The organism is Oceanobacillus picturae (assembly GCF_000612865.1).
Taxonomy (GTDB): Bacteria; Bacillota; Bacilli; order Bacillales; family Amphibacillaceae; genus Oceanobacillus_B; species Oceanobacillus_B jordanicus.
In genome coordinates this window covers 251,910-274,471 of record NZ_CCAX010000004.1, presented here as the reverse complement: position 1 = coordinate 274,471, position 22,562 = coordinate 251,910, and the positions used below count along the sequence as shown (strand labels likewise).

Genomic DNA, 22,562 nt, shown 5'->3' with positions numbered 1-22,562 from the left:
AGCATGGCCTATGAAAAGAGCTAGAAGATTAACGAGAATCTTCTAGCTTTTTTCAGAAGGCTTTTTTTAATCGGGATCCCATGCGCTACCTAATGTAGGACTTGGTTAGTAGTTTTTCTTCCCAATCTATAGCTAAATGTGGCATGAATATGGTAATTTTTAATTGAATTGATAGGAACCTGTAACTTTATAACGGTTCAAAACGTATATAATAGAAACAAAGAAGGGAATAAAGAGATGGCAAAACGAAAAACAAAATTTGTATGTCAAGAATGCGGTTATGAATCTGCCCGATGGATGGGCAAGTGCCCTGGCTGTAACAATTGGAACACACTTGTAGAAGAAATAGAAGCATCTGGTTCAGCAGGAAAGCATACATTCAATATAGGGTCCAAATCAGCAGGTAAGCCAGAAAAGATAACAGCAATCGAATCACAAAAAGAGCCAAGGATCACAACGGCGATGAAGGAATTTAACCGTGTGCTTGGTGGAGGGATTGTACCAGGATCCCTTGTTCTCATTGGGGGAGACCCAGGTATTGGGAAATCAACCCTACTATTACAAATTGCTTCCCAGCTTGCAGATAAACAATTAAATGTGCTTTATATCTCTGGAGAGGAATCTACACGTCAGACTAAGCTCCGTGCAGACAGACTCGGGGTAACATCAGACTTATTGTATGTATTATCTGAGACAAATTTATTTGATATAGCAAAACAGATTGAGGAAATAAAGCCATCGTTTGTCGTAGTAGACTCCATTCAAACGATATTTCGTGAAGAGATTTCAAGTGCCCCGGGCAGTGTCTCGCAGGTTAGGGAGTCTACAAGCGAATTAATGAAACTGGCAAAATCCAACGGTATCCCGATCTTTATTGTCGGACATGTTACGAAAGAAGGATCCATTGCCGGTCCTCGACTTTTGGAACACATGGTAGATGCCGTGCTGTATTTCGAAGGAGAACGACATCATAGCTACCGCATTTTACGTGGAGTGAAAAACAGGTTCGGTAGTACCAATGAAATGGGTATTTTTGAAATGAAGGAAGAAGGACTTCGTGAAGTAATGAATCCTTCCGAAATATTTCTAGAGGAGCGGTCACAGGGAGCAGCAGGTTCAACAGTCGTCGCTTCCATGGAAGGAACAAGGCCAGTACTTGTGGAAATCCAGGCACTTATATCTCCTTCAAGTTTCGGAAACCCTCGGCGAATGGCAACAGGCGTTGATAACAATCGTGTCCCATTATTAATGGCAGTGTTAGAAAAACGCGTCGGCCTTATGCTGCAAAACCAGGATGCTTATATAAAAGTTGCAGGCGGGGTTAAGCTTGATGAACCAGCAATTGATCTAGCAATTGCGGTAAGCATAGCCTCAAGTTTCCGCGATCAACCAACAAAAGGTGAAGATATATTTGTTGGAGAGGTCGGTTTAACAGGAGAGATTAGAAGAGTCTCCCGCATAGAACAACGGGTACAGGAAGCAGCAAAACTGGGCTTTAAACGGGTTATTTGTCCTAAGAAAAATTTGGATGGCTGGACTGCCCCAAAAGGGATAGAAGTAATTGGTGTTGATACTGTACAAGAAGCACTTAAGGTAGGGCTAGGTCAATAGAGTACCATTAAAATGGAAAACTAGTAAAAAAGGTTTGAAATAGAATTAGGAGTATGGTACCATTATACGTTTAACAAATTGATTATCACAAAAAAATATGCTATGATAACTGCCATAAACTGTATTTGCTTAATTACTAGATGCTTCTTAGACTTCAATTTTCTAACGCGGTGTACCGGTGTTCGGCAATAAATGGTAGTAAGCTTTTTTTCTTATATAAGGGTTAGAATTAATGAAAAAGGTAATAATAAGGGTTAGGAGGTGACAGTGGTGCTCAAAAGAATTGTTCATTTGTTTTTTATTGTATTGGGTGGAACCATTGGATATTTGTATATACCAGTAATTATAAATTTATTAGATTTTACGGATGCTAGTTGGGTAGCATCACCCTATTTAGGGACGGTTATAGGAGCCATTATTCTATTTTTCCTTTCCTACTGGTTGGGAGATTACATTGTCGGGTTTTTGAAATGGGTAGAAGAGTCTCTCATTAAATTGCCGGCAGGAGATTTGTTCTTTGGAAGTGTTGGCTTAATCGTTGGGTTAGTGATCGCATACTTTATTAGTGCTCCGTTACAGGATATTAATATTGAAGTAGTCTCACAGGTTTTACCGCTATTTATTATGATTCTTCTAGGCTACTTTGGATTCCAGGTTGGTTTTAGACGGAGAGAAGAGTTTGTTAATCTCATGAACATTAATAAAAGAGAACGTGATAAGCGGAAAACGCCTGATGAAGAACTGCTTGCTAACAATCATCCAAAACCTAAAATTCTGGATACAAGTGTCATTATTGATGGACGTGTTGCTGACATATGTCAGACAAAGTTTTTGGAAGGCACAATTGTTATCCCGCAATTTGTGCTTGGTGAGCTTCAACATATAGCTGATTCCTCGGATGTCTTAAAACGCAATAGAGGACGACGTGGCTTGGATGTACTAAATCGCATTCAAAAAGAGCTTCCTGTAGAGGTGCAAATTTACGAGGGAGACTTTGAAGAAATACAAGAAGTAGACAGTAAGCTGATTAAGCTTGCTAAGGTGATGGATGGTATTGTCGTAACAAACGATTTTAATTTGAATAAAGTTTGTGATCTGCAGAGCGTTGCCGTTCTGAATATCAATGATCTTGCCAATGCCGTAAAGCCGGTTGTTCTACCTGGTGAAGAATTAGTAGTCCAAGTGATTAAGGATGGTAAAGAACATAATCAAGGGGTTGCTTACCTTGATGATGGTACGATGATTGTAGTAGAAGAGGGCAGGGATTATATCGGAAAAACGATAGAAGTGCTGATAACCAGTGTCCTGCAGACGTCTGCTGGTCGCATGATCTTCGCTAAACCAAAATTACTTGAAAAAGCTTTATAAAAAGGGTATAACTAGTAAAGTGATAACAGAAATTGTTATCACTTTTTGATATACTTAGGAAAAGTGTTTAGAAGTTATGGGATTGGAAGAAACTAATACTTACCAATACAGCCATTAATAGCTTTTAATTAATACGATAACATACACACTAAAAAGGAATAATTAGGGGGCACTTATGATGACAAATCAAGTTCGTGTTCGATATGCACCAAGTCCAACTGGCCATTTGCATATTGGAAATGCGCGTACCGCATTATTTAACTATCTATATGGCAAACACTTTGATGGGAAGTTTATTATTAGAATTGAAGATACAGATGATAAACGAAACGTAGAAGGTGGAGAAGAAAGTCAGCTTGAGTTTCTAAAATGGCTTGGCATTGAATGGGATGAAGGAGCGGATATTGGTGGAAACTATGGTCCGTATCGCCAGACAGAGCGCCTTGACCTTTATAATAAATATGTGAAAGAGCTTCTTGAAAAAGACCTTGCCTACAAATGTTATATGACAGAAGATGAGCTCGAAGCAGAGCGTGAAGAACAACGGGCCAATGGACAGGTTCCGAAATATGCCGGTAAACATAGCAACCTAACCCCAGAACAAATAGAGCAATTTGAAAAAGAGGGACGGAAGCCGAGCATTCGCATGCGTGTTCCAGCTGGGAAAACATACACTTTTAAGGATCTAGTTCGAGATAATATTACGTTTGAATCAGAAGATTTTGGTGACTGGGTTATCGTGAAGAAAAACGGCATCCCTACGTATAATTTCGCAGTTGCGATTGATGATCACTTGATGGAAATTTCTCATGTGTTGCGCGGTGAAGAGCATATCTCTAACACACCAAAACAGATGATGGTATATGACGCATTTGGTTGGGAGCCACCAACATTTGGACATATGACTTTAATCTTGAATGAAGAGCGGAAAAAGCTTAGTAAACGGGACGAGCATATCCTGCAGTTTATTGAACAATACCGCAACCTGGGATACCTTCCAGAAGCATTGTTTAACTTTATTACATTGCTTGGATGGTCACCTGTTGGCGAGGAAGAAATATTTGATAAGCAAACATTAATCGAAATTTTTGATCCAGAGCGTTTATCTACTTCTGCGGCGATCTTTGATCGTCACAAACTGAAATGGATGAACAATGAATATATCAAAGCAATGGATCTGGATAAGGTAATCGACCTTGCGATGCCACAGCTAATCAAAGCGGGTAAACTCCCAGAGGATATGGATCAACAGAAGAGGGAATGGGCTGAAGCTGTCATCTCCCTATACCGTGAACAATTACGCTTCGGTGCTGAAATTGTTGAGCTTACTGAGCTATTCTTCAATGACTCACTGAATTATGATGAAGGTGCAATGGATGTTCTTCAAGAAGAGCAAGTACCGGAAGTATTGCAGGTTTTTGCGGACAAGCTTATTCATTTGGATAGCTTTAACAAGGACGATATAAAAGCTCAAATTAAAGCGACCCAAAAGGAAACAGGCCATCGTGGTAAGAAGTTATTTATGCCAATTCGCGTAGCTACTACTGGTCAGACACATGGTCCAGAACTTCCAATGGCTATTGAACTGCTTGGCAAAGAGGTTATTTTGCAACGATTGGATAAAGTTCTTAAACAATTGGGAGCGTAATGATTCACAACTTTAGGCAAATATAATATAGTATAGAATAAGTATTACAGATTTAATTATCTTGGGGTGGAGGGACAATGTAAGCGGCGTTTAGCTCATTTTGCTACTAACTAGCTAGCAGTGCTGCTTTAAAGTTTATTGTCCTTTCTGCTTATTCATATAGAACGTTGAAGAGGGAAAGTAAAAAACAAGCTGCTTATCCAGAGAGAACCACCTTGGCTGTGAGTGGTTTTGGGCGTTGTTTTTGAAGTGCTCCTCGGAGTCCGTTATGGAATATAAGTACATAACGGCGGTACTCTCCCGTTACGAGAGATTTGAGTTGGGAGGAGCTTTCCTCCAAACAGAGTGGGACCGCGCTAAAGCGTCTCTGTGTATACATGCACAGGGGCGCTTTTTTTATACGTTGAAAACGTATTTCATTGCACGTTAAGAAAGTATTAAATTTCAGCAAGGAAGCAAAAGCCGACGCAGTGAAAATTTTGAGGTTCCAACTATAAGAAAGACTTCCACATTGGCTAAAGGACGAGCGAATGCGGGTTTTTCTAATCAAGGCATGACACGAATTAGCAAAGGAGGTTCGGCTTACTTGGGGATGTTTAAACGAATGAAGGAAGATATGGATGTTGTGTTTGAACAAGATCCGGCTGCACGTAGCTATATAGAGGTGCTTTTAACCTACTCAGGCTTACATGCCGTTTGGGCACATCGCATCGCACATGCTTTTTATAAGCGAAAGCTATATTTTATTGCGCGGATTATCTCGCAGGTGGCAAGGTTTTTAACAGGTATAGAAATACACCCTGCGGCCAATATTGGTAGACGACTATTTATTGACCATGGAATGGGCGTTGTTATCGGGGAAACCTGTGATATTGGAGATAATGTGACCATCTTCCAAGGCGTAACCCTAGGGGGAACTGGTAAGGAAAAGGGGAAGCGACATCCCACATTAAAAGATCATGCTCTTATTGCAACAGGGGCTAAGGTTCTTGGATCAATTACCATTGGGGAAAGTGCAAAAGTAGGTGCTGGTTCTGTGGTCCTGATAGATGTACCAGATCATGCAACCGTTGTTGGAATACCAGGCAAAATAGTAAAACAAAATGGGGAGAAAGTAAGTAGACAGCTTGATCATAATAACTTACCGGACCCTGTACAGGATCGCTGTCAGCACTTACAGGGGCAAATAGATGCACTGAAACTCGAATTAGCTCAATTGAAGGAAGGGAATAGCAATGGCGATAAAAATTTATAATACACTTACACGACAAAAAGAAGAATTTAAACCTTTAGAAGAAGGAAAGGTCAGCATGTATGTCTGCGGGCCAACTGTCTATAACTACATTCATATTGGAAACGCCCGACCGGCAATTGTGTTTGATACGGTGAGGAGATATTTTGAATATGAAGGCTTTAAAGTCGACTATGTGCTTAATTTTACGGATGTAGATGATAAAATCATCAGAACAGCGAAGGAACTAGGGGAAGAGGTACCATCCATTGCTGACCGCTTTATCAATGCGTATCTTGAGGATGTTGGCGCATTAGGGGTGAAAGAAGCCACCCATAATCCAAGGGTAATGGAGACAATGGACGATATCATTGCATTTATTCAGGTGCTTATAGATAAAGGGTATGCCTATGCGGTGGATGGCGATGTGTATTTCAAACCACGCGCATTTGATGGCTACGGAAAGCTATCGCATCAATCAATTGATGAGCTTCGTTCCGGGGCAAGAATTCAAATTGGCGAGAAGAAAGAGGATCCGCTTGACTTCGCTCTCTGGAAAAGTGCCAAGGAGGATGAAATTGCTTGGGATACGCCATGGGGAAAAGGTAGACCAGGCTGGCATATTGAATGCTCGGCAATGGCTAAGAAATACCTTGGGGATACGATCGACATTCATGCTGGTGGGCAGGACCTTGCTTTTCCACACCATGAAAATGAAATAGCACAATCCGAAGCTATGACAGGTAAATCCTTTGCAAGATACTGGATGCATAATGGATATATTAATATTGAAAACGAAAAAATGTCTAAATCACTTGGGAACTTTGTTCTGACAAGGGATTTGATTAATCACCATGATCCCCAGGTACTTCGCTTTTTTATGCTAAGTGTGCATTATCGTAATCCGATTAATTTTACAGAAGAGCTTTTAGAAAGCGCTAAAAACAGTATGGAACGTATTAAGACTTCCTACTTTAATCTTGAGCATCGAAAAGCTTCTAGTATGAATTTGGATAATAATACAGAGTGGCTAAAGCAAATCCAAGAGCACAAGAAAGCCTTCGAGCAGTCCATGGAGGATGACTTTAATACAGCTAATGCCATTTCGGTCTTATTTGATTTAGCAAAAGATGCGAATGTGTATTTGGAATCCAAGCAAACGTCCACGCATGTTATTGAAGCATTTCAAGAGGCAATTGCAACCTTGCTAAAGGTACTAGGGATAGAGTTGAACGAGGAAGCTGGTTTATTGGATGAAGAAGTAGACTCTTTAATCCAGGAAAGAAATGAAGCCAGAAAAAACCGTAACTTTGCAAGAGCTGATGAAATTAGAGACAATCTGAAGGAACAGAATATTATTCTTGAAGATACACCACAAGGAGTACGCTGGAAGAGGGGTTAACAATGGAGCGGAATGTAAAGCAAATGAAAAGTCTGGCTCTTGCCTATATGGGGGATGCGATCTATGAAGTTTATGTACGTGAGCATCTCCTGGACTCCGGCCAAGTGAAACCACACCAGCTCCATCAGCGGGCAATACGGTTTGTATCTGGAAAAGCGCAAGCAAATATAATCTTGCATTGGCTTGAGGTAAAGCATTTAACGGAAGAAGAGGAAAAAATCGTAGCCCGGGGGCGGAATGCCAAGTCGGGCACGATTCCTAAAAATATAAGTGTACAAACCTATCGTTACAGTACAGCATTTGAAGCGTTAATTGGCTATCATTACTTAATGAAAAATGAAGCAAGATTACAAGAGCTCTTGCAGGAGGCGATTGAATGGACAGAAGCGAGGATGGAGTAAAAGTGGATCAAGAAATGATTATTGGGAAAAACCCTGTAATGGAAGCATTAAAGTCAGGGAGATCGGTTAATAAGGTGATGGTTTCAGAGCAATTAAACAGCAATATGCTAGGAAAACTCAATCAAGCAGCAAAAGAAGCGGGAACTGTCGTGCAGAAGGTTCCAAAGAACAAATTGGATCAGTTATCTAAGGAGAATCACCAGGGTGTTATTGCGTATGTTGCCTCATACCAGTATGCCTCATTGGATGACTTATTTAATAAGGCGGAAGAAAAGCAGGAAGCCCCGTTCTTCATCATTTTAGATGAGTTGGAAGACCCGCATAACCTCGGTTCTATCCTCCGGACGGCAGATGCAGTGGGCGTGCACGGTGTCATTATTCCAAAACGGCGATCAGTAGGGTTAACGGCAACTGTGGCAAAAACGTCAGCTGGTGCGATAGAGCATATACCAGTTGCGCGTGTGACGAATATTGCTAACACAATCGATGAACTGAAAGAACGGAATGTATGGGTTGTCGGAACAGAAGCAGAAGCAACCGAAGATTATCGTCACTTAGATGGGGCTATGCCAATTGCTCTTGTGATTGGGAATGAAGGAAAAGGAATAAGTCGCTTAGTTCGTAAAAAATGTGATTGGACTGTGAGCCTGCCGATGGTTGGAGCAGTTTCCTCCTTGAATGCTTCGGTAGCATGTGGCCTGTTGCTGTATGAGGTATTCCGTAAAAGACATCCGGCTGGTGGTTAAGAATGATCGTTCTTGTGGTAGATGGATATAACATCATTGGCGACTGGGAGGAACTGAAGCAGCTCAAGGAGAAAGAAATCGGACAAGCCCGAGATAGGCTCATTGAACTAATGGCAGAATATCAAGCCTATTCAGGCCATCGGGTTATCGTGGTGTTTGACGCTTATTATGTTAGAGGGGTCACAAGTAAAACCAAAACATTTAAAGTTGAAGTGATCTATACAAAGGAAAAAGAAACAGCAGACGAATGTATCGAAAAGTTGGTAAAGACCTTAAAGAATGTACAAACACAAGTCTATGTTGCTACATCTGATTATGCCGAACAACGGACAATCTTTGGACAAGGTGCACTTAGAAAGTCCGCAAGAGAATTACAAATTGAATTAAAAAATATTGAACGAGATATTGAAGCAACAATTGAGCAGCACAAAAAAGTGCAGTCTAAAAGTAAAATTGTGCTGAACGAAGAAATCATGGAAAAATTCGAGAAGTGGAGAAGAGGCGGCTTATAAAGCCGTCTTTTTGATTGGTGGCTTGGCTGGAATGGTTCAATCAACCGGAAGAGTGCTCCCATCGATCACAAGAGCGGTTCAATCAACGAGAAGAGTGCTCCAATCGATGAAAAGAGCGGTTCAATCAACCGGAGGAGTGTTCCAATCGATTAGAAGAGCGGTTCAATCAACCAGAAGAGCACTCCAATCGATCAGGAGAACGGTCCAACCACCCCAAAGACCGTCCAAATCATCCTCTCGCCACGCTTTAATTTCAAAGAGCTACTAAATTCTTCCTGCCTTGTATTGACTAAGATAAAACGCTTCCTGTATACTATTCATAATAGTAACGGAAATAGCGCGGTTAGGAAATCCAACAAGTAATAGCCCTTACATTGTTGTAATGGAAAAGCAAGTGTTTCAAACCGCTATACTCTCGTTATAGTGACTGCGTTGTAGTCAGGGGGTCAAACTTGGTGAATGTCAAGCCATTACAGACAGATACAGTGAACTTTCAAACGCTTGATGACGATGAGGTACTACAATTAGTGCATGCCGGAAATAGTCATGCGCTTGATTTCCTAATTCATAAATATCGTAATTTTGTACGTGCTAAAGCGCGCACCTATTTCTTAATCGGCGCGGATAAAGAGGATATTATTCAGGAAGGAATGATTGGCCTTTACAAAGCGATTCGTGACTTCGATGGGGACAAGTTATCTTCCTTTAAAGCTTTTGCTGAGCTATGTGTTACAAGACAAATCATTACGGCTATAAAAACAGCGACAAGGCAAAAGCATATCCCGCTCAACTCCTATGTGTCGTTGGACAAGCCAATGTACGATGAGGAGTCCGAGCGAACGCTGCTCGATGTTATAGCAGGTTCCAAGGCAATTGATCCACAGGAAATGCTTTTGCACAGAGAAAAGTTCGGCGACATGGAACTGAAATTATCTGAATTGTTAAGCGAGTTAGAAAAGAAAGTGCTCCATCTTTATCTTGATGGCTGCACTTATCAGGAGATCTCAGGTAAGTTGAATCGGCACGTGAAATCAATTGATAATGCGCTGCAGCGGGTGAAGAAAAAATTAGAGCAATTACTAGAAGCAAACGACGTCTCCTACTAAGGGCGCGTTGACACAAAGCTATAACCATGCTACATTATTAGTATATTTTGCACCTTTAGAAAAGATGACGCTTTGTGATGGGACAACCTCACATATGGGGTGAAGAGATGAATAAAAAGATAACGTTGGCGTGTGCAATTTGTCTAAGTAGAAATTATTCAACAAATAAGAACGCATCCACAAATGCAGAGCGCTTGGAAGTGCGTAAATACTGCAAAACATGTGGAAAGCATACGTTGCACCGAGAAACAAAATAAATAAATGTTTATCAGCATATTGGGGATTCCGGTAAACGATGGGGGTTACAAGCATGTTTAAGTTTTTGCGAAATGTTTCTAGAGAAATGAAGAAAGTCAGCTGGCCAAAAGGAAAAGAACTAACAAGTTACACCATAACGGTTATTTCTACGGTAGCCTTTGTGGCAGTATTTTTCTTTCTAATTGACCTTGGAATAACTCAAATTTTGAATCTGCTATAATATTTGTTGAATAATTACAATATAATTATGCTATAATGGAAATCAATAGCACATTTCAGGAAACCCGTCTCAACGGGTTTTTTAAATTGTCTTAAAAAGTAGCACAAACATAAAGTGAAACTTCAATCGGTGGAAGCTTTCGAATTTCGCCCACTGATTGTTAGTTGAACGAATCGGGGTGTTAGTGTCCGTTTCTGCCCACTTAAATATCCCCGTTTCATTTCAAGTTTTAAAGTGGAGTTTTACGGACGGTTACACCGGGATAAATTCGACATCTATAACTTTTAAATAAAGGGAGGGAAGGGCAAGTAATATTGTCCTGTGAAAATGGAGAAAAATTGGTATGTGGTTCATACGTACTCTGGTTATGAAAATAAAGTAAAAATGAACTTAGAAAAGCGGGTAGAGACAATGGGTATGGAAGACAAGATTTTCCGTGTCATTGTTCCTGAAGATGAAGAAACCGAAATCAAAAACGGGAAAAAGAAAGTAACGAAGAAAAAATTCTTCCCTGGCTATGTTCTAACTGAAATGGTTATGACGGATGACTCTTGGTATGTTGTTCGAAACACACCAGGGGTTACAGGCTTTATTGGATCTAGTGGGGGCGGAACGAAGCCAACACCACTATTGCCAGATGAAGTGGAAACCGTGTTAAAACGGATGGGTGTGGCAGAGTCTGTTGTACAAGTAGACTTTGACTTGAAAGAAAATGTCCGTGTAACTGACGGGCCGTTTACTGACTTTACTGGTTCAATTGAACATATCGACATCGATAAACAGAAAGTCAAAGTGCATGTTAATATGTTTGGCAGGGAAACACCTGTAGAATTAGATTTTTCACAGGTTGAAAAACTGTCCTAGAAGCTGTTTTGGAAGAAATGATAAGACAAGACCTTGCAATATTTTTAAATTCATGCTAAAATTCTTTTGTTATTCATGCACTCTAAATCGAGAGCAATGGAAAATAGGAGTGGGAGGGGAAAATCCCCTATTACCACATCACGGACTTTAAGGAGGTGTGTCTCGTGGCTAAAAAAGTAATCAAGCTAGTAAAGCTACAAATTCCAGCTGGGAAAGCGAATCCGGCACCACCAGTAGGACCTGCACTAGGTCAAGCGGGTGTTAATATCATGGGATTCTGTAAAGAATTCAACGCACGTACTCAAGATCAAGCGGGTATGATTATCCCTGTTGAAATCACGGTTTTCGAAGACCGTTCATTTACATTTATTACGAAAACTCCACCAGCAGCAGTGTTGTTGAAAAAAGCAGCAGGTATTGAAACTGCTTCAGGTGAGCCGAACCGTAATAAAGTCGCTACTGTTAAACGCGATAAAGTAAAAGAAATCGCAGAAACAAAAATGCCTGATTTAAACGCCGCTGATGTTGAAGCAGCGATGCGCATGGTTGAAGGAACTGCGCGCAGCATGGGTATTACAATCGAGGACTAATTAGCGGAAGTGCCCGTTAAACGGTTCTTTTTAAGAACAAATACGGTACAGGTTGCGAATAGTATGCCATACTCGCAACCTTTTTCGTGAATGTGACCCATCCTCGGGGATGGGCTCACAGCTTTACAGAAGCGAGTCGGCTTTTGTAAGTGGGAGGTATTACCGTTATAACCACAATAGAGGAGGAAATAAAAATGGCTAAAAAAGGTAAAAAGCATCAAGAAGCTGCAAAGCTTGTTGATCGTTCAAAATCATACGAAGTAGCTGAAGCAGTTTCTCTTGTGAAAGAGGTAGCTAAAGCTAACTTTGACGAAACAGTAGAAGCAGCTTTCCGTTTGGGAGTAGACCCTAAGAAAGCAGACCAGCAAATCCGTGGAGCAATGGTACTACCACACGGTACTGGTAAAACACAACGTGTATTGGTTTTCGCAAAAGGCGAAAAAGCAAAAGAGGCAGAAGCAGCTGGAGCTGACTATGTTGGAGAATCTGATTACATCAATAAAATTAACCAAGGTTGGTTCGAGTTTGACGTAATTGTTGCTACTCCAGACATGATGGCTGAAGTTGGTAAACTTGGTCGCGTATTGGGACCAAAAGGCTTAATGCCAAACCCTAAAACTGGAACTGTAACGTTTGAAGTTGAAAAAGCGGTGAAGGATATCAAAGCAGGTAAAGTAGAATACCGCGTTGATAAACAATCTAACATCCACGTTCCAATCGGGAAAATCTCTTTTGACAACGATAAATTAATCGAAAACTTCGTGGCTCTTACAGAACAGCTTGTAAAAGTTAAACCACAGGCTGCTAAAGGAACTTATATGAAGAATGCTTCTATAGCTTCTACAATGGGTCCTGGAGTTAAAGTAGATGTAACAACTTACACTCGTCGTTAATTAGTGGTTGACTCTCGGGGAAACCTGAGGTATACTAAGAGGCGTTGAATAAAAGAATACGTTGTACCGTAGACAGTAGGGGCGGATCCATCCGCTTAATATCCTGCCGAGGTGTTTATAAAACAGATCGATGAATCCCTATGATTATCGTATGTTATAGTAAGCTCCCGTGTCTGCGCGGGAGCTTCTTTTGTTTATAAAACAAGAACAATAAGAAGTTGCGCTTCTCTGGTTAATTCCAGGTGGCCTGTTCTTATTGGCTCTGTGCAGATTCGGTTTCCTTTACGGTATGATCAATTGTCAAACAGGAGGTGGAAGAATGTCCGGTATTATTGAGCAAAAGAAACAAGTTGTAGATGAAATCACTGAAAAATTCCGTGCAAGCCAAACTTCTGTAGTTGTAGACTACCGCGGGCTTGATGTTGCGGAAGTTACAGAATTACGTAAACAACTACGTGAAGCTGGAATTGATTTCAAAGTATACAAAAACTCAATGGCTCGCCGTGCTGTTGAAGCTGCTGAGTTAAATGATCTAAGCGATGTGTTGGTTGGACCAACTGCTTTAGCTTTCAGTAACGATGATGTAGTAGCGCCAGCAAGAATTCTTAACGATTTCGCGAAAAAACACGAAGCGTTGGAAATTAAAGGTGGAGTAATTGAAGGGAAAGTTGCAACCCTTGATCAAATCAAAGAGCTTGCAGATCTTCCGAATTACGAAGGCATGGTTTCTATGCTGCTTAGCGTGCTTACAGCACCAGTACGAAACTTCGCATACGCTGCAAAAGCTATTGCGGAGCAAAAAGAAGAACAAGGCGCATAATCTGTGCCTAGCAGGATAAATAAATTACATTTAAAATAGGAGGCAATTTTATCATGACTAAAGAACAAATCATTGATGCGATTAAAGAAATGTCAGTTCTAGATCTTAATGACCTAGTTAAAGCAATTGAAGAAGAATTTGGTGTAACAGCTGCAGCGCCAGTAGCGGTAGCAGGTGGAGCAGGAGCTGGAGAAGCTGCTGAAGAGAAAACAGAATTTGATGTAGTGCTTGAAAGTGCTGGAGCATCTAAAATCAAAGTTGTTAAAGCAGTACGTGAAATCACTGGTCTTGGTCTTAAAGACGCAAAAGATCTAGTTGATAACGCACCAAAAGCTATCAAAGAAGCTGTATCTAAAGATGAAGCTGAAGAAGTTAAAGGCAAGCTAGAAGAAGCAGGCGCTTCTGTAGCAGTTAAGTAATTTCCATAATGGGAGCTCGTCGTATTTCATGCGACGGGCTCTCTATGTATAAACCCTTATCGATAGCAATCCAGCTATTCGTATCTTCGCAAAACTATTAAAAAGTAGGTGCCAAATGTCTGAGCATTACTTCTCACAACAACCTCATTCTAAACGTTCACCAAAGACATGGAGTTATACATTACGCGGGACATCCTACACCTTTACTAGCGATGTCGGGGTATTTTCAAAAAATGACGTTGATTTTGGGTCCCGATTGCTTATTGAGCAATTCACGGAGCCGAAAGTAGACGGAGATATTCTGGATATGGGGTGTGGTTATGGCCCAATCGGCATTACGCTGGCAGACGAATTCGCTGAACGCCATGTATTCATGGCAGATGTGAATGAACGGGCAGTGGAGCTTGCCGAAAAAAACGCACAATTAAACCATGTATCCAATACAACAGTGTTCCAAAGTGATCTCTTTGCAAAAGTAAACAAGAGAGACTTTGCTGCGATATTAACAAACCCTCCAATAAGAGCTGGAAAAAAAGTGGTCCACCAATTGTTTGAAGAAGCCCATGCCGCTTTAGCTGAGGGCGGGGAGCTCTGGATTGTGATTCAGAAAAAGCAAGGTGCCCCATCAGCCATCAAAAAGTTGGAAACATTGTTTGGAGAAGTAGAAACGATGGCGAAAGATAAAGGCTATTTTATATTGCGGGCTATTAATGTTTGACCGCTCTATTTTGTTATGTTAAGATAGGAAAATGCTAACATGGGGGTTCTTCTGTCAAGAAGTATTTTCATAAAAATTGAAACGTATATTTTATAAGTCTTCGGGGACACTTGTAAAATCGGGTAAAATAAGAGACGGTTTTTTTAATAAAAAGCCTTTTTTCTATTTTTATTTTGCGTTTCTCTAGCATTTTTTACGTATTATTCTACTTGTAATCACTCCGAATTACAAGTTGTTCAGTATGTTTGCTGGGCATTTTATGTTTGTTTGCTAGAACCGGAAAGCAGGCTATTTTAGTATGTTTTCCTAAATATAATAACCCATTCCGAGTAGAGAAATCTATAAAGAATGCATGATTTAAGGGGTGAAGCAGTTGACAGGTCAACTAGTTCAGTATGGACGGCACCGCCAACGCAGGAGCTATGCGCGCATTAGTGAAGTATTAGAGTTGCCAAACCTAATCGAGATTCAAACCGCTTCTTATGAGTGGTTCTTAGAAGAAGGTTTGCGGGAAATGTTTAGAGACATCTCTCCTATTGAAGATTTTACAGGTAATTTATCGCTAGAGTTTGTGGATTACAGTCTCAGTGAGCCAAAATACCCTGTAGATGAATCAAAAGAAAGAGACGTTACGTACAATGCTCCGCTTCGCGTGAAGGTCCGTTTGATTAATAATGAGACCGGTGAAGTAAAAGAGCAGGAAGTATTTATGGGTGATTTCCCATTAATGACAGATACAGGTACTTTCGTAATTAATGGTGCGGAACGAGTAATTGTTTCCCAGCTCGTACGTTCACCAAGTGTCTACTATAATGAAAAGATAGACAAAAACGGTAAAAGGGGTGTAGCTGCTACGGTTATTCCCAATAGGGGAGCTTGGCTAGAGTTTGAAACAGATGCCAAGGACGTTGCCTATGTTCGTATCGACCGTACACGTAAGTTGCCGATCACGGTGCTTCTTCGTGCCCTTGGTTTTGGTACAGATCAGGAAATCATTGATCTTCTTGGTGATAATGAGTACCTTAAAAACACTCTTGAAAAAGATAATACAGAAACCACGGAAAAAGCGCTACTGGAAATTTATGAGCGTCTTCGTCCTGGTGAGCCACCAACAGTTGAAAATGCTAAAAGTCTATTAGTATCACGTTTCTTTGATCCTAAGCGATATGATTTAGCTCATGTTGGGCGCTATAAAATGAATAAAAAATTACACATAAAAAACCGCCTATTCAACCAAGTGTTGGCTGAAACGGTAGTGGATCAGGAAACTGGTGAAGTTCTTGCAGAGAAAGGCGACAAGCTAGAACGTAAACTATTAAATAAACTAATCCCTTATCTTGATAAAGCGGAAGAGAAGCTTGGCGAAATTACAAGCGAGCCAAAAGATGGCGTTCTTGAAGAAGATATTACGTTACAATCCATTAAAATCGTAGATCCAACAGACCCTAGTGGTGAAAGAGTGCTTAACGTAATCGGAAATGCTGATGTGGATACTAGCGTGAAGAACATTACACCTGCTGATATCCTTTCATCAATCAGTTACTTCTTTAACCTATTACACCGAGTAGGGGACACAGATGACATTGACCATCTAGGTAATCGTCGTTTGCGTTCAGTTGGTGAATTGTTGCAAAACCAATTCCGTATTGGTTTGTCACGTATGGAGCGTGTCGTGCGTGAGAGAATGTCCATTCAGGATACTTCTAGCATTACACCACAACAATTAATCAATATTCGTCCGGTTATTGCGTCTATTAAAGAATTCTTTGGTAGCTCACAGTTATCCCAGTTTATGGACCAGACGAATCCACTAGCAGAGTTGACGCATAAACGTCGTCTATCTGCACTTGGACCAGGTGGTTTGACACGTGAGCGTGCTGGATTTGAAGTACGTGACGTTCACTATTCCCACTATGGTCGTATGTGTCCGATTGAAACACCAGAGGGTCCAAACATCGGTTTGATTAACTCTCTGTCCAGTTATGCAAAAGTGAACAAGTTCGGATTTATCGAAACACCTTATCGTCGGGTAGATCCTGAAACAGGTAAGGTTACAGCGCAGATTGATTATCTGACAGCAGATGAAGAAGATAATTACGTTGTTGCACAGGCAAATGCGAAATTAGGCGATGAAGGAAACTTTGTTGACGAAGAAGTAATTGCTCGTTTCCGCGGGGAGAACACCATTGTTCCACGTGATCAAATTGATTACATGGACGTATCTCCTAAACAGGTTGTATCTGCTGCGACAGCATGTATTCCTTTCTTGGAGAATGATGACTCCAACCGTGCATTAATGGGTGCGAACATGCAACGTCAGGCTGTTCCTTTGATGAACCCGGAAGCACCGATTGTTGGTACTGGTATGGAATATGTAGATGGTAAAGACTCAGGTGCCGCTATTATTTGTCGCCATGAAGGAATCGTGGAACGCGTAGAAGCGAAAGAAATCTACGTACGTCGTATTTCTGAAGTGGATGGTAAAGAAGTAGAAGGTGACGTAGATCGTTACAAGCTACAGAAGTACATTCGTTCCAACCAAGGAACTTGTTACAACCAACGCCCGATCGTAAGTGGAGGCGACCGAGTAACAAAAGGCGAAATCTTAGCTGATGGTCCATCCATGGAAAATGGAGAACTGGCGCTAGGACGTAATGTTCTTGTAGGATTTATGACCTGGGAAGGTTATAACTATGAGGATGCCATCATCATGAGTGAGAGACTTGTAAAAGACGATGTTTATACTTCTATTCACATCGAAGAATATGAGTCTGAAGCACGTGATACAAAGCTTGGACCAGAAGAAATTACAAGAGATATCCCGAACGTCGGGGAAGATGCATTGAAAAACCTTAATGAGCATGGAATTATCCGTATTGGTGCTGAGGTAACAGACGGTGACATTCTTGTAGGGAAAGTAACGCCAAAAGGGGTTACAGAACTATCCGCTGAAGAGCGTTTGCTACATGCTATCTTCGGTGAAAAAGCTCGGGAAGTTAGAGATACATCCTTACGTGTACCACATGGTGCTGGCGGTATTGTTCATGATGTTAAAATCTTCAACCGTGAAGATGGAGACGAACTGCCACCAGGTGTAAATCAACTTGTTCGTGCATATATCGTCCAAAAACGTAAAATTCATGAGGGCGATAAAATGGCAGGACGTCATGGTAACAAAGGTGTAATTTCTAAAATTTTACCTGAAGAAGATATGCCGTTCATGCCGGATGGCACACCAATTGATATCATGCTTAACCCATTAGGGGTACCATCACGTATGAATATCGGACAGGTGTTTGAACTACATCTAGGAATGGCTGCAAGACAGCTTGGACTACATGTTGCATCACCAGTATTTGATGGTGCTACAGAAGAAGATGTATGGGAAACACTTGAAGAAGCGGGAATGCCTCGTGACGCGAAAACTATTCTTTATGATGGTAGAAGCGGTGAGCCATTTGATAACCGTGTGTCTGTTGGTGTCATGTACATGATCAAACTTGCTCACATGGTTGATGATAAATTACACGCCCGTTCAACAGGTCCTTATTCACTTGTAACGCAACAACCACTAGGTGGTAAAGCACAATTCGGTGGACAGCGTTTCGGTGAGATGGAGGTTTGGGCACTTGAGGCATATGGTGCTGCGTATACACTACAGGAAATATTAACTGTTAAATCAGATGATATTGTCGGTCGTGTGAAAACTTATGAGTCCATTGTTAAAGGTGACAATGTCCCTGAACCAGGCGTTCCAGAATCTTTCAAAGTATTAATCAAAGAACTTCAAAGTCTTGGAATGGATGTTAAAATGCTTTCCAGTGATGAACAAGAAATTGATATGCGCGAATTGGAAGAAGAGGAAACACAACAGGCAAGTAAACTCAATTTAGAAATAGAAGGTAACTAAAAGTTGGATGGCAGGTTCCTATAGGGTTAGGAACCTCCCCCCACTTTTAATGTATATATAACGCATAAATAAGCTTGTGGTAAATTTTTGGACACTAAAAGGGAGGTAGGCCCCTTGCTAGATGTAAATAATTTTGAGTATATGAAAATAGGGTTGGCTTCACCAGAAAAGATCCGTTCATGGTCATACGGTGAGGTAAAAAAACCTGAAACAATTAACTATCGGACACTAAAGCCAGAAAAAGACGGCCTGTTTTGTGAACGTATTTTTGGACCGCAAAAAGACTGGGAATGTCATTGTGGAAAATACAAACGAGTTCGTTATAAAGGCGTTGTTTGTGACCGATGTGGTGTGGAAGTAACAAAAGCAAAAGTACGCCGTGAGCGTATGGGACATATTGAATTAGCAGCTCCTGTTTCCCATATTTGGTATTTCAAAGGAATCCCAAGCCGAATGGGTCTTGTGCTAGATATGTCACCACGAGCATTGGAAGAAGTTATTTATTTTGCTGCATATATTGTTACAGAGACAGGTAACACACCATTAGAAAAGAAGCAACTATTGTCAGAGAAAGAATACCGCGCTTATTATGACAAGTACGGAAAAACGTTTAAAGCTCAAATGGGTGCAGAAGCAATCCGTAAGCTTCTTCAAGACATTGACCTAGAAAAAGAAGTCGATGCAATGAAAGAAGAATTGAAGACAGCTCAAGGACAACGAAGAACACGTGCAATTAAACGTCTAGAGGTACTTGAATCATTCCGTAATTCCGGTAATGATACTTCTTGGATGGTATTGGACGTATTACCTGTTATTCCACCAGAAATCCGTCCAATGGTACAACTGGATGGTGGGCGTTTTGCCACTTCTGATTTAAATGATTTGTATCGTCGTGTAATTAACCGTAACAACCGTCTTAAACGACTATTGGATCTTGGAGCACCAAGCATTATCGTACAAAACGAGAAGCGGATGCTACAAGAAGCGGTAGATGCACTAATTGATAATGGCCGTCGCGGTCGTCCTGTGACTGGTCCTGGTAATAGACCGCTTAAATCCCTTTCACATATGCTTAAAGGGAAACAGGGTCGTTTCCGTCAAAACTTGCTAGGTAAACGTGTTGACTACTCTGGTCGTTCTGTTATCGTCGTTGGTCCACATTTGAAAATGTATCAATGTGGTCTACCGAAGGAAATGGCACTAGAATTATTCAAACCATTTATCATGAAAGAGCTCGTTTCAAAAGGTATTGCGCACAACATCAAATCTGCTAAGCGGAAAATAGAACGTGTGCACCCAGAGGTTTGGGATGTATTGGAAGAAGTAATTAAGGAGCATCCTGTATTACTTAACCGTGCACCAACGCTTCACAGATTGGGAATCCAGGCATTTGAGCCAACATTGGTAGAAGGCCGGGCAATTAGGTTACATCCACTTGTATGTACAGCATATAACGCTGACTTTGATGGAGACCAAATGGCTGTCCACGTGCCGTTATCTGCAGAAGCGCAAGCTGAAGCGCGTATCTTGATGCTTGCAGCACAGAACATCTTAAATCCGAAAGATGGAAAACCAGTTGTTACACCTTCTCAGGATATGGTATTAGGAAACTACTACTTAACTCTAGAACGTGAGGGTGCACTTGGGGAAGGTACTGTCTTTAAAGATCTTAATGAAGCAGTACTATCTTACCAAAACGGGTATGTACATCTTCATACACGGATAGCTGTTCAGGCTTCAAGTCTAAATAATAAAACATTTACAGAAGAGCAACACAATCAGTTGCTAATTACAACGGTTGGGAAGCTTATTTTCAATAACATTCTTCCTGAGTCCTTCCCGTATATTAATGAGCCGACACAAAGTAACTTGGAGATCGAAACTCCGGAGAAATACTTTGTTGCTAATGGCACAAATATTAAGGAAGAGATAAAATCTCGAGATATTATCAAGCCGTTTAAGAAAGGTTTCCTTGGTGATATCATCGCTGAAGTCTTTAAGAAATTTAAGATCAGTGAAACGTCTAAAATGCTTGATAGAATGAAGGATCTCGGATTCAGCTATTCTACGAAGGCGGGTATGACTGTTGGTATCTCTGATATTGTGGTACTACCAGAAAAAGAAACAATTCTTGTAGAAGCACAGAAGAAAGTAGATAATGTCTTAAAACAATTCCGTCGTGGTCTGATTACAGATGAAGAGCGTTATGACAGAGTTATCGCTGTTTGGTCACAAGCGAAGGACAATATCCAAGAAAAACTTATGAAGTCACTTAGTGAACGTAACCCAATCTTCATGATGAGTGATTCAGGGGCGAGGGGTAATGCCTCCAACTTCACACAGCTTGCTGGTATGCGTGGTCTAATGGCCAACCCGGCTGGTAAGATTATTGAGTTACCGATCAAGTCAAGTTTCCGAGAAGGACTTACAGTACTAGAGTACTTTATCTCCACTCACGGTGCGCGTAAAGGACTTGCCGATACTGCCTTGAAGACAGCGGACTCTGGTTACCTAACCCGTCGTCTCGTTGACGTTGCGCAAGATGTTATTGTCCGTGAAGATGACTGTGGTACTGATAGAGGCTTAACTGTTTCAGCTCTAACTGACGGAACAGAATTGATTGAACCACTTATCGACCGTTTAATTGGTCGTACTGCGTTCCATCCTGTGAAGCACCCTGAAACCAACGATATCATCGTAGATCATGATGAGTTGATTTCAGAGGACCAAGCGAAGCAAATTGTGGAAGCAGGCATTGAAGAGGTTACCATTCGTACGGCGTTTACTTGTAACACGAAACATGGCGTTTGTCAGAAGTGTTATGGCCGTAACCTTGCTACAGGAGCCGATGTAGAAGTTGGCGAAGCAGTAGGAATTATCGCAGCACAATCCATCGGAGAGCCAGGTACACAGCTAACAATGCGTACCTTCCATACAGGTGGGGTTGCTGGAGACGATATTACCCAAGGTTTACCGCGTATCCAAGAGTTGTTTGAAGCGCGTAACCCGAAAGGTCAAGCTGTAATTAGTGAAGTGTATGGTACTGTTCAAGAAGTAAAAGAAGTAAAAGATAAACAGGAAATCATTGTACAAAGCGACGTAGAGCAACGCGCTTACGCAGTTCCTTACAATGCCCGTATGAAGGTCAGCGTTGGAGACACCGTTATTGCTGGTCAGGAACTTACAGAAGGTTCTGTTGATCCGAAAGATCTATTACGTGTGCAGGGTGTAGAAGGCGTTCAGGATTACTTGTTACGCGAAGTTCAACGCGTTTACCGTATGCAAGGTGTGGAAATTGGTGACAAACACGTAGAAGTAATGGTTCGCCAAATGCTTCGTAAGATAAGAGTAATTGATTCAGGAGACACAAATGTTCTTCCGGGATCCTTGCTTGAGTTACACCAGTTCCGTGATGCCAACCATACGGTACTAAACGAGGGTGCGCAACCAGCGACAGGGAAACCAGTTCTGCTTGGTATTACAAAAGCTTCCCTTGAAACAGATTCCTTCTTATCAGCCGCATCGTTCCAAGAAACAACAAGAGTTCTTACAGATGCAGCGATCAAAGGAAAACGCGATGAATTACTTGGTCTAAAAGAGAATGTTATCATCGGTAAACTTGTTCCAGCTGGTACTGGAATGCAAAAATACCGAAAAGTGAAAGCTTCTCTGGACGACTTAGCTGATACAACTGAGGAAACAGAAGAAACAGAAACCATACAATAGTGGGGATAGCTTAGCAACACCTAAAGCAGGGAGTCAGGAAGATAGAGAGTCTTGTTACGGATTAGTAGCAGTCTGGCTCTCCTGATCTTTAGGTCAAAAACAAGGGATTACAATTAGAA

At 41.2% G+C, this 22,562-nt stretch carries 19 protein-coding genes and 2 other annotated features; all 19 genes read left to right on the top strand.

Annotation, left to right across the window (positions count from 1 at the left end; translation table 11 throughout):
* Positions 1-237: 237 nt before the first annotated feature.
* The 19 genes from radA to rpoC all read left to right on the top strand — a co-directional run bounded on the left by radA (position 238) and on the right by rpoC (position 22,443).
* Complete coding sequence (gene radA, locus BN988_RS18145; RefSeq protein ID WP_036578702.1) at positions 238-1,611, top strand: DNA repair protein RadA; 1,374 nt, start codon at positions 238-240, stop codon at positions 1,609-1,611.
* 270 nt (positions 1,612-1,881) lie between these two features.
* Positions 1,882-2,979 (top strand): PIN/TRAM domain-containing protein, encoded by a 1,098-nt coding sequence (locus BN988_RS18140; RefSeq protein WP_036578701.1) that lies wholly within the window; start codon positions 1,882-1,884, stop codon positions 2,977-2,979.
* Between the two features lie 178 nt (positions 2,980-3,157).
* Positions 3,158-4,627 (top strand): glutamate--tRNA ligase, encoded by a 1,470-nt coding sequence (gene gltX / locus BN988_RS18135; protein WP_036578700.1) that lies wholly within the window; start codon positions 3,158-3,160, stop codon positions 4,625-4,627.
* Between the two features lie 158 nt (positions 4,628-4,785).
* Positions 4,786-4,999: a binding site (T-box leader), on the top strand.
* 220 nt (positions 5,000-5,219) lie between these two features.
* On the top strand, positions 5,220-5,882 hold the full coding sequence (cysE, locus tag BN988_RS18130; RefSeq protein WP_036578737.1) for a serine O-acetyltransferase: 663 nt from the start codon (positions 5,220-5,222) through the stop codon (positions 5,880-5,882).
* Positions 5,863-7,260, top strand: a complete 1,398-nt coding sequence (gene cysS, locus BN988_RS18125; protein ID WP_036578698.1) for a cysteine--tRNA ligase — start codon at positions 5,863-5,865, stop codon at positions 7,258-7,260. The genes cysE and cysS overlap by 20 nt, the downstream gene beginning before the upstream one ends.
* Positions 7,261-7,262: 2 nt before the next feature.
* A complete protein-coding gene (locus BN988_RS18120; RefSeq protein ID WP_036578697.1) occupies positions 7,263-7,661 on the top strand; it encodes a Mini-ribonuclease 3 in 399 nt (132 codons plus the stop codon).
* 2 nt (positions 7,662-7,663) lie between these two features.
* Positions 7,664-8,407 (top strand): 23S rRNA (guanosine(2251)-2'-O)-methyltransferase RlmB, encoded by a 744-nt coding sequence (gene rlmB / locus BN988_RS18115; protein WP_036578735.1) that lies wholly within the window; start codon positions 7,664-7,666, stop codon positions 8,405-8,407.
* 2 nt (positions 8,408-8,409) lie between these two features.
* Positions 8,410-8,919: an NYN domain-containing protein gene (locus BN988_RS18110; RefSeq protein WP_036578696.1), complete on the top strand. Its 510-nt coding sequence runs from the start codon at positions 8,410-8,412 to the stop codon at positions 8,917-8,919.
* A gap of 455 nt (positions 8,920-9,374) precedes the next feature.
* On the top strand, positions 9,375-10,025 hold the full coding sequence (sigH, locus tag BN988_RS18105; RefSeq protein ID WP_147629738.1) for an RNA polymerase sporulation sigma factor SigH: 651 nt from the start codon (positions 9,375-9,377) through the stop codon (positions 10,023-10,025).
* A 107-nt stretch (positions 10,026-10,132) separates the two neighbouring features.
* Positions 10,133-10,282: a 50S ribosomal protein L33 gene (gene rpmG, locus BN988_RS18765; RefSeq protein ID WP_081779502.1), complete on the top strand. Its 150-nt coding sequence runs from the start codon at positions 10,133-10,135 to the stop codon at positions 10,280-10,282.
* A gap of 53 nt (positions 10,283-10,335) precedes the next feature.
* A complete protein-coding gene (gene secE, locus BN988_RS18100) occupies positions 10,336-10,503 on the top strand; it encodes a preprotein translocase subunit SecE (RefSeq protein WP_036578693.1) in 168 nt (55 codons plus the stop codon).
* A 327-nt stretch (positions 10,504-10,830) separates the two neighbouring features.
* Positions 10,831-11,367 (top strand): transcription termination/antitermination protein NusG, encoded by a 537-nt coding sequence (gene nusG, locus BN988_RS18095; protein ID WP_036578692.1) that lies wholly within the window; start codon positions 10,831-10,833, stop codon positions 11,365-11,367.
* 164 nt (positions 11,368-11,531) lie between these two features.
* On the top strand, positions 11,532-11,957 hold the full coding sequence (gene rplK, locus BN988_RS18090) for a 50S ribosomal protein L11 (protein WP_019375547.1): 426 nt from the start codon (positions 11,532-11,534) through the stop codon (positions 11,955-11,957).
* 194 nt (positions 11,958-12,151) lie between these two features.
* Positions 12,152-12,850, top strand: a complete 699-nt coding sequence (rplA, locus tag BN988_RS18085; protein WP_036578691.1) for a 50S ribosomal protein L1 — start codon at positions 12,152-12,154, stop codon at positions 12,848-12,850.
* Positions 12,851-12,898: 48 nt separating this feature from the next.
* Positions 12,899-13,050, top strand: a sequence feature (ribosomal protein L10 leader region).
* 119 nt (positions 13,051-13,169) lie between these two features.
* On the top strand, positions 13,170-13,670 hold the full coding sequence (gene rplJ, locus BN988_RS18080) for a 50S ribosomal protein L10 (RefSeq protein ID WP_036578689.1): 501 nt from the start codon (positions 13,170-13,172) through the stop codon (positions 13,668-13,670).
* Positions 13,671-13,723: 53 nt separating this feature from the next.
* Positions 13,724-14,089, top strand: a complete 366-nt coding sequence (rplL, locus tag BN988_RS18075) for a 50S ribosomal protein L7/L12 (RefSeq protein ID WP_036578687.1) — start codon at positions 13,724-13,726, stop codon at positions 14,087-14,089.
* A gap of 115 nt (positions 14,090-14,204) precedes the next feature.
* Complete coding sequence (locus BN988_RS18070) at positions 14,205-14,807, top strand: class I SAM-dependent methyltransferase (RefSeq protein WP_036578686.1); 603 nt, start codon at positions 14,205-14,207, stop codon at positions 14,805-14,807.
* 373 nt (positions 14,808-15,180) lie between these two features.
* Positions 15,181-18,717, top strand: a complete 3,537-nt coding sequence (gene rpoB, locus BN988_RS18065; RefSeq protein WP_036578684.1) for a DNA-directed RNA polymerase subunit beta — start codon at positions 15,181-15,183, stop codon at positions 18,715-18,717.
* Positions 18,718-18,831: 114 nt separating this feature from the next.
* Entirely contained in the window at positions 18,832-22,443 is a 3,612-nt protein-coding gene (rpoC, locus tag BN988_RS18060) for a DNA-directed RNA polymerase subunit beta' (protein WP_036578683.1), read from the top strand.
* Positions 22,444-22,562 lie beyond the last annotated feature (119 nt).

Coding starts and splice junctions, on each gene's coding strand:
- radA (WP_036578702.1), top strand. CDS start 238: ATGGCAAAACGAAAAACAAAATTTGTATGTCAAGAATGCGGTTATGAA.
- gltX (WP_036578700.1), top strand. CDS start 3,158: ATGACAAATCAAGTTCGTGTTCGATATGCACCAAGTCCAACTGGCCAT.
- cysE (WP_036578737.1), top strand. CDS start 5,220: ATGTTTAAACGAATGAAGGAAGATATGGATGTTGTGTTTGAACAAGAT.
- cysS (WP_036578698.1), top strand. CDS start 5,863: ATGGCGATAAAAATTTATAATACACTTACACGACAAAAAGAAGAATTT.
- BN988_RS18120 (WP_036578697.1), top strand. CDS start 7,263: ATGGAGCGGAATGTAAAGCAAATGAAAAGTCTGGCTCTTGCCTATATG.
- BN988_RS18110 (WP_036578696.1), top strand. CDS start 8,410: ATGATCGTTCTTGTGGTAGATGGATATAACATCATTGGCGACTGGGAG.
- rpmG (WP_081779502.1), top strand. CDS start 10,133: ATGAATAAAAAGATAACGTTGGCGTGTGCAATTTGTCTAAGTAGAAAT.
- secE (WP_036578693.1), top strand. CDS start 10,336: ATGTTTAAGTTTTTGCGAAATGTTTCTAGAGAAATGAAGAAAGTCAGC.
- nusG (WP_036578692.1), top strand. CDS start 10,831: ATGGAGAAAAATTGGTATGTGGTTCATACGTACTCTGGTTATGAAAAT.
- rplA (WP_036578691.1), top strand. CDS start 12,152: ATGGCTAAAAAAGGTAAAAAGCATCAAGAAGCTGCAAAGCTTGTTGAT.
- rplJ (WP_036578689.1), top strand. CDS start 13,170: ATGTCCGGTATTATTGAGCAAAAGAAACAAGTTGTAGATGAAATCACT.
- rplL (WP_036578687.1), top strand. CDS start 13,724: ATGACTAAAGAACAAATCATTGATGCGATTAAAGAAATGTCAGTTCTA.
- BN988_RS18070 (WP_036578686.1), top strand. CDS start 14,205: ATGTCTGAGCATTACTTCTCACAACAACCTCATTCTAAACGTTCACCA.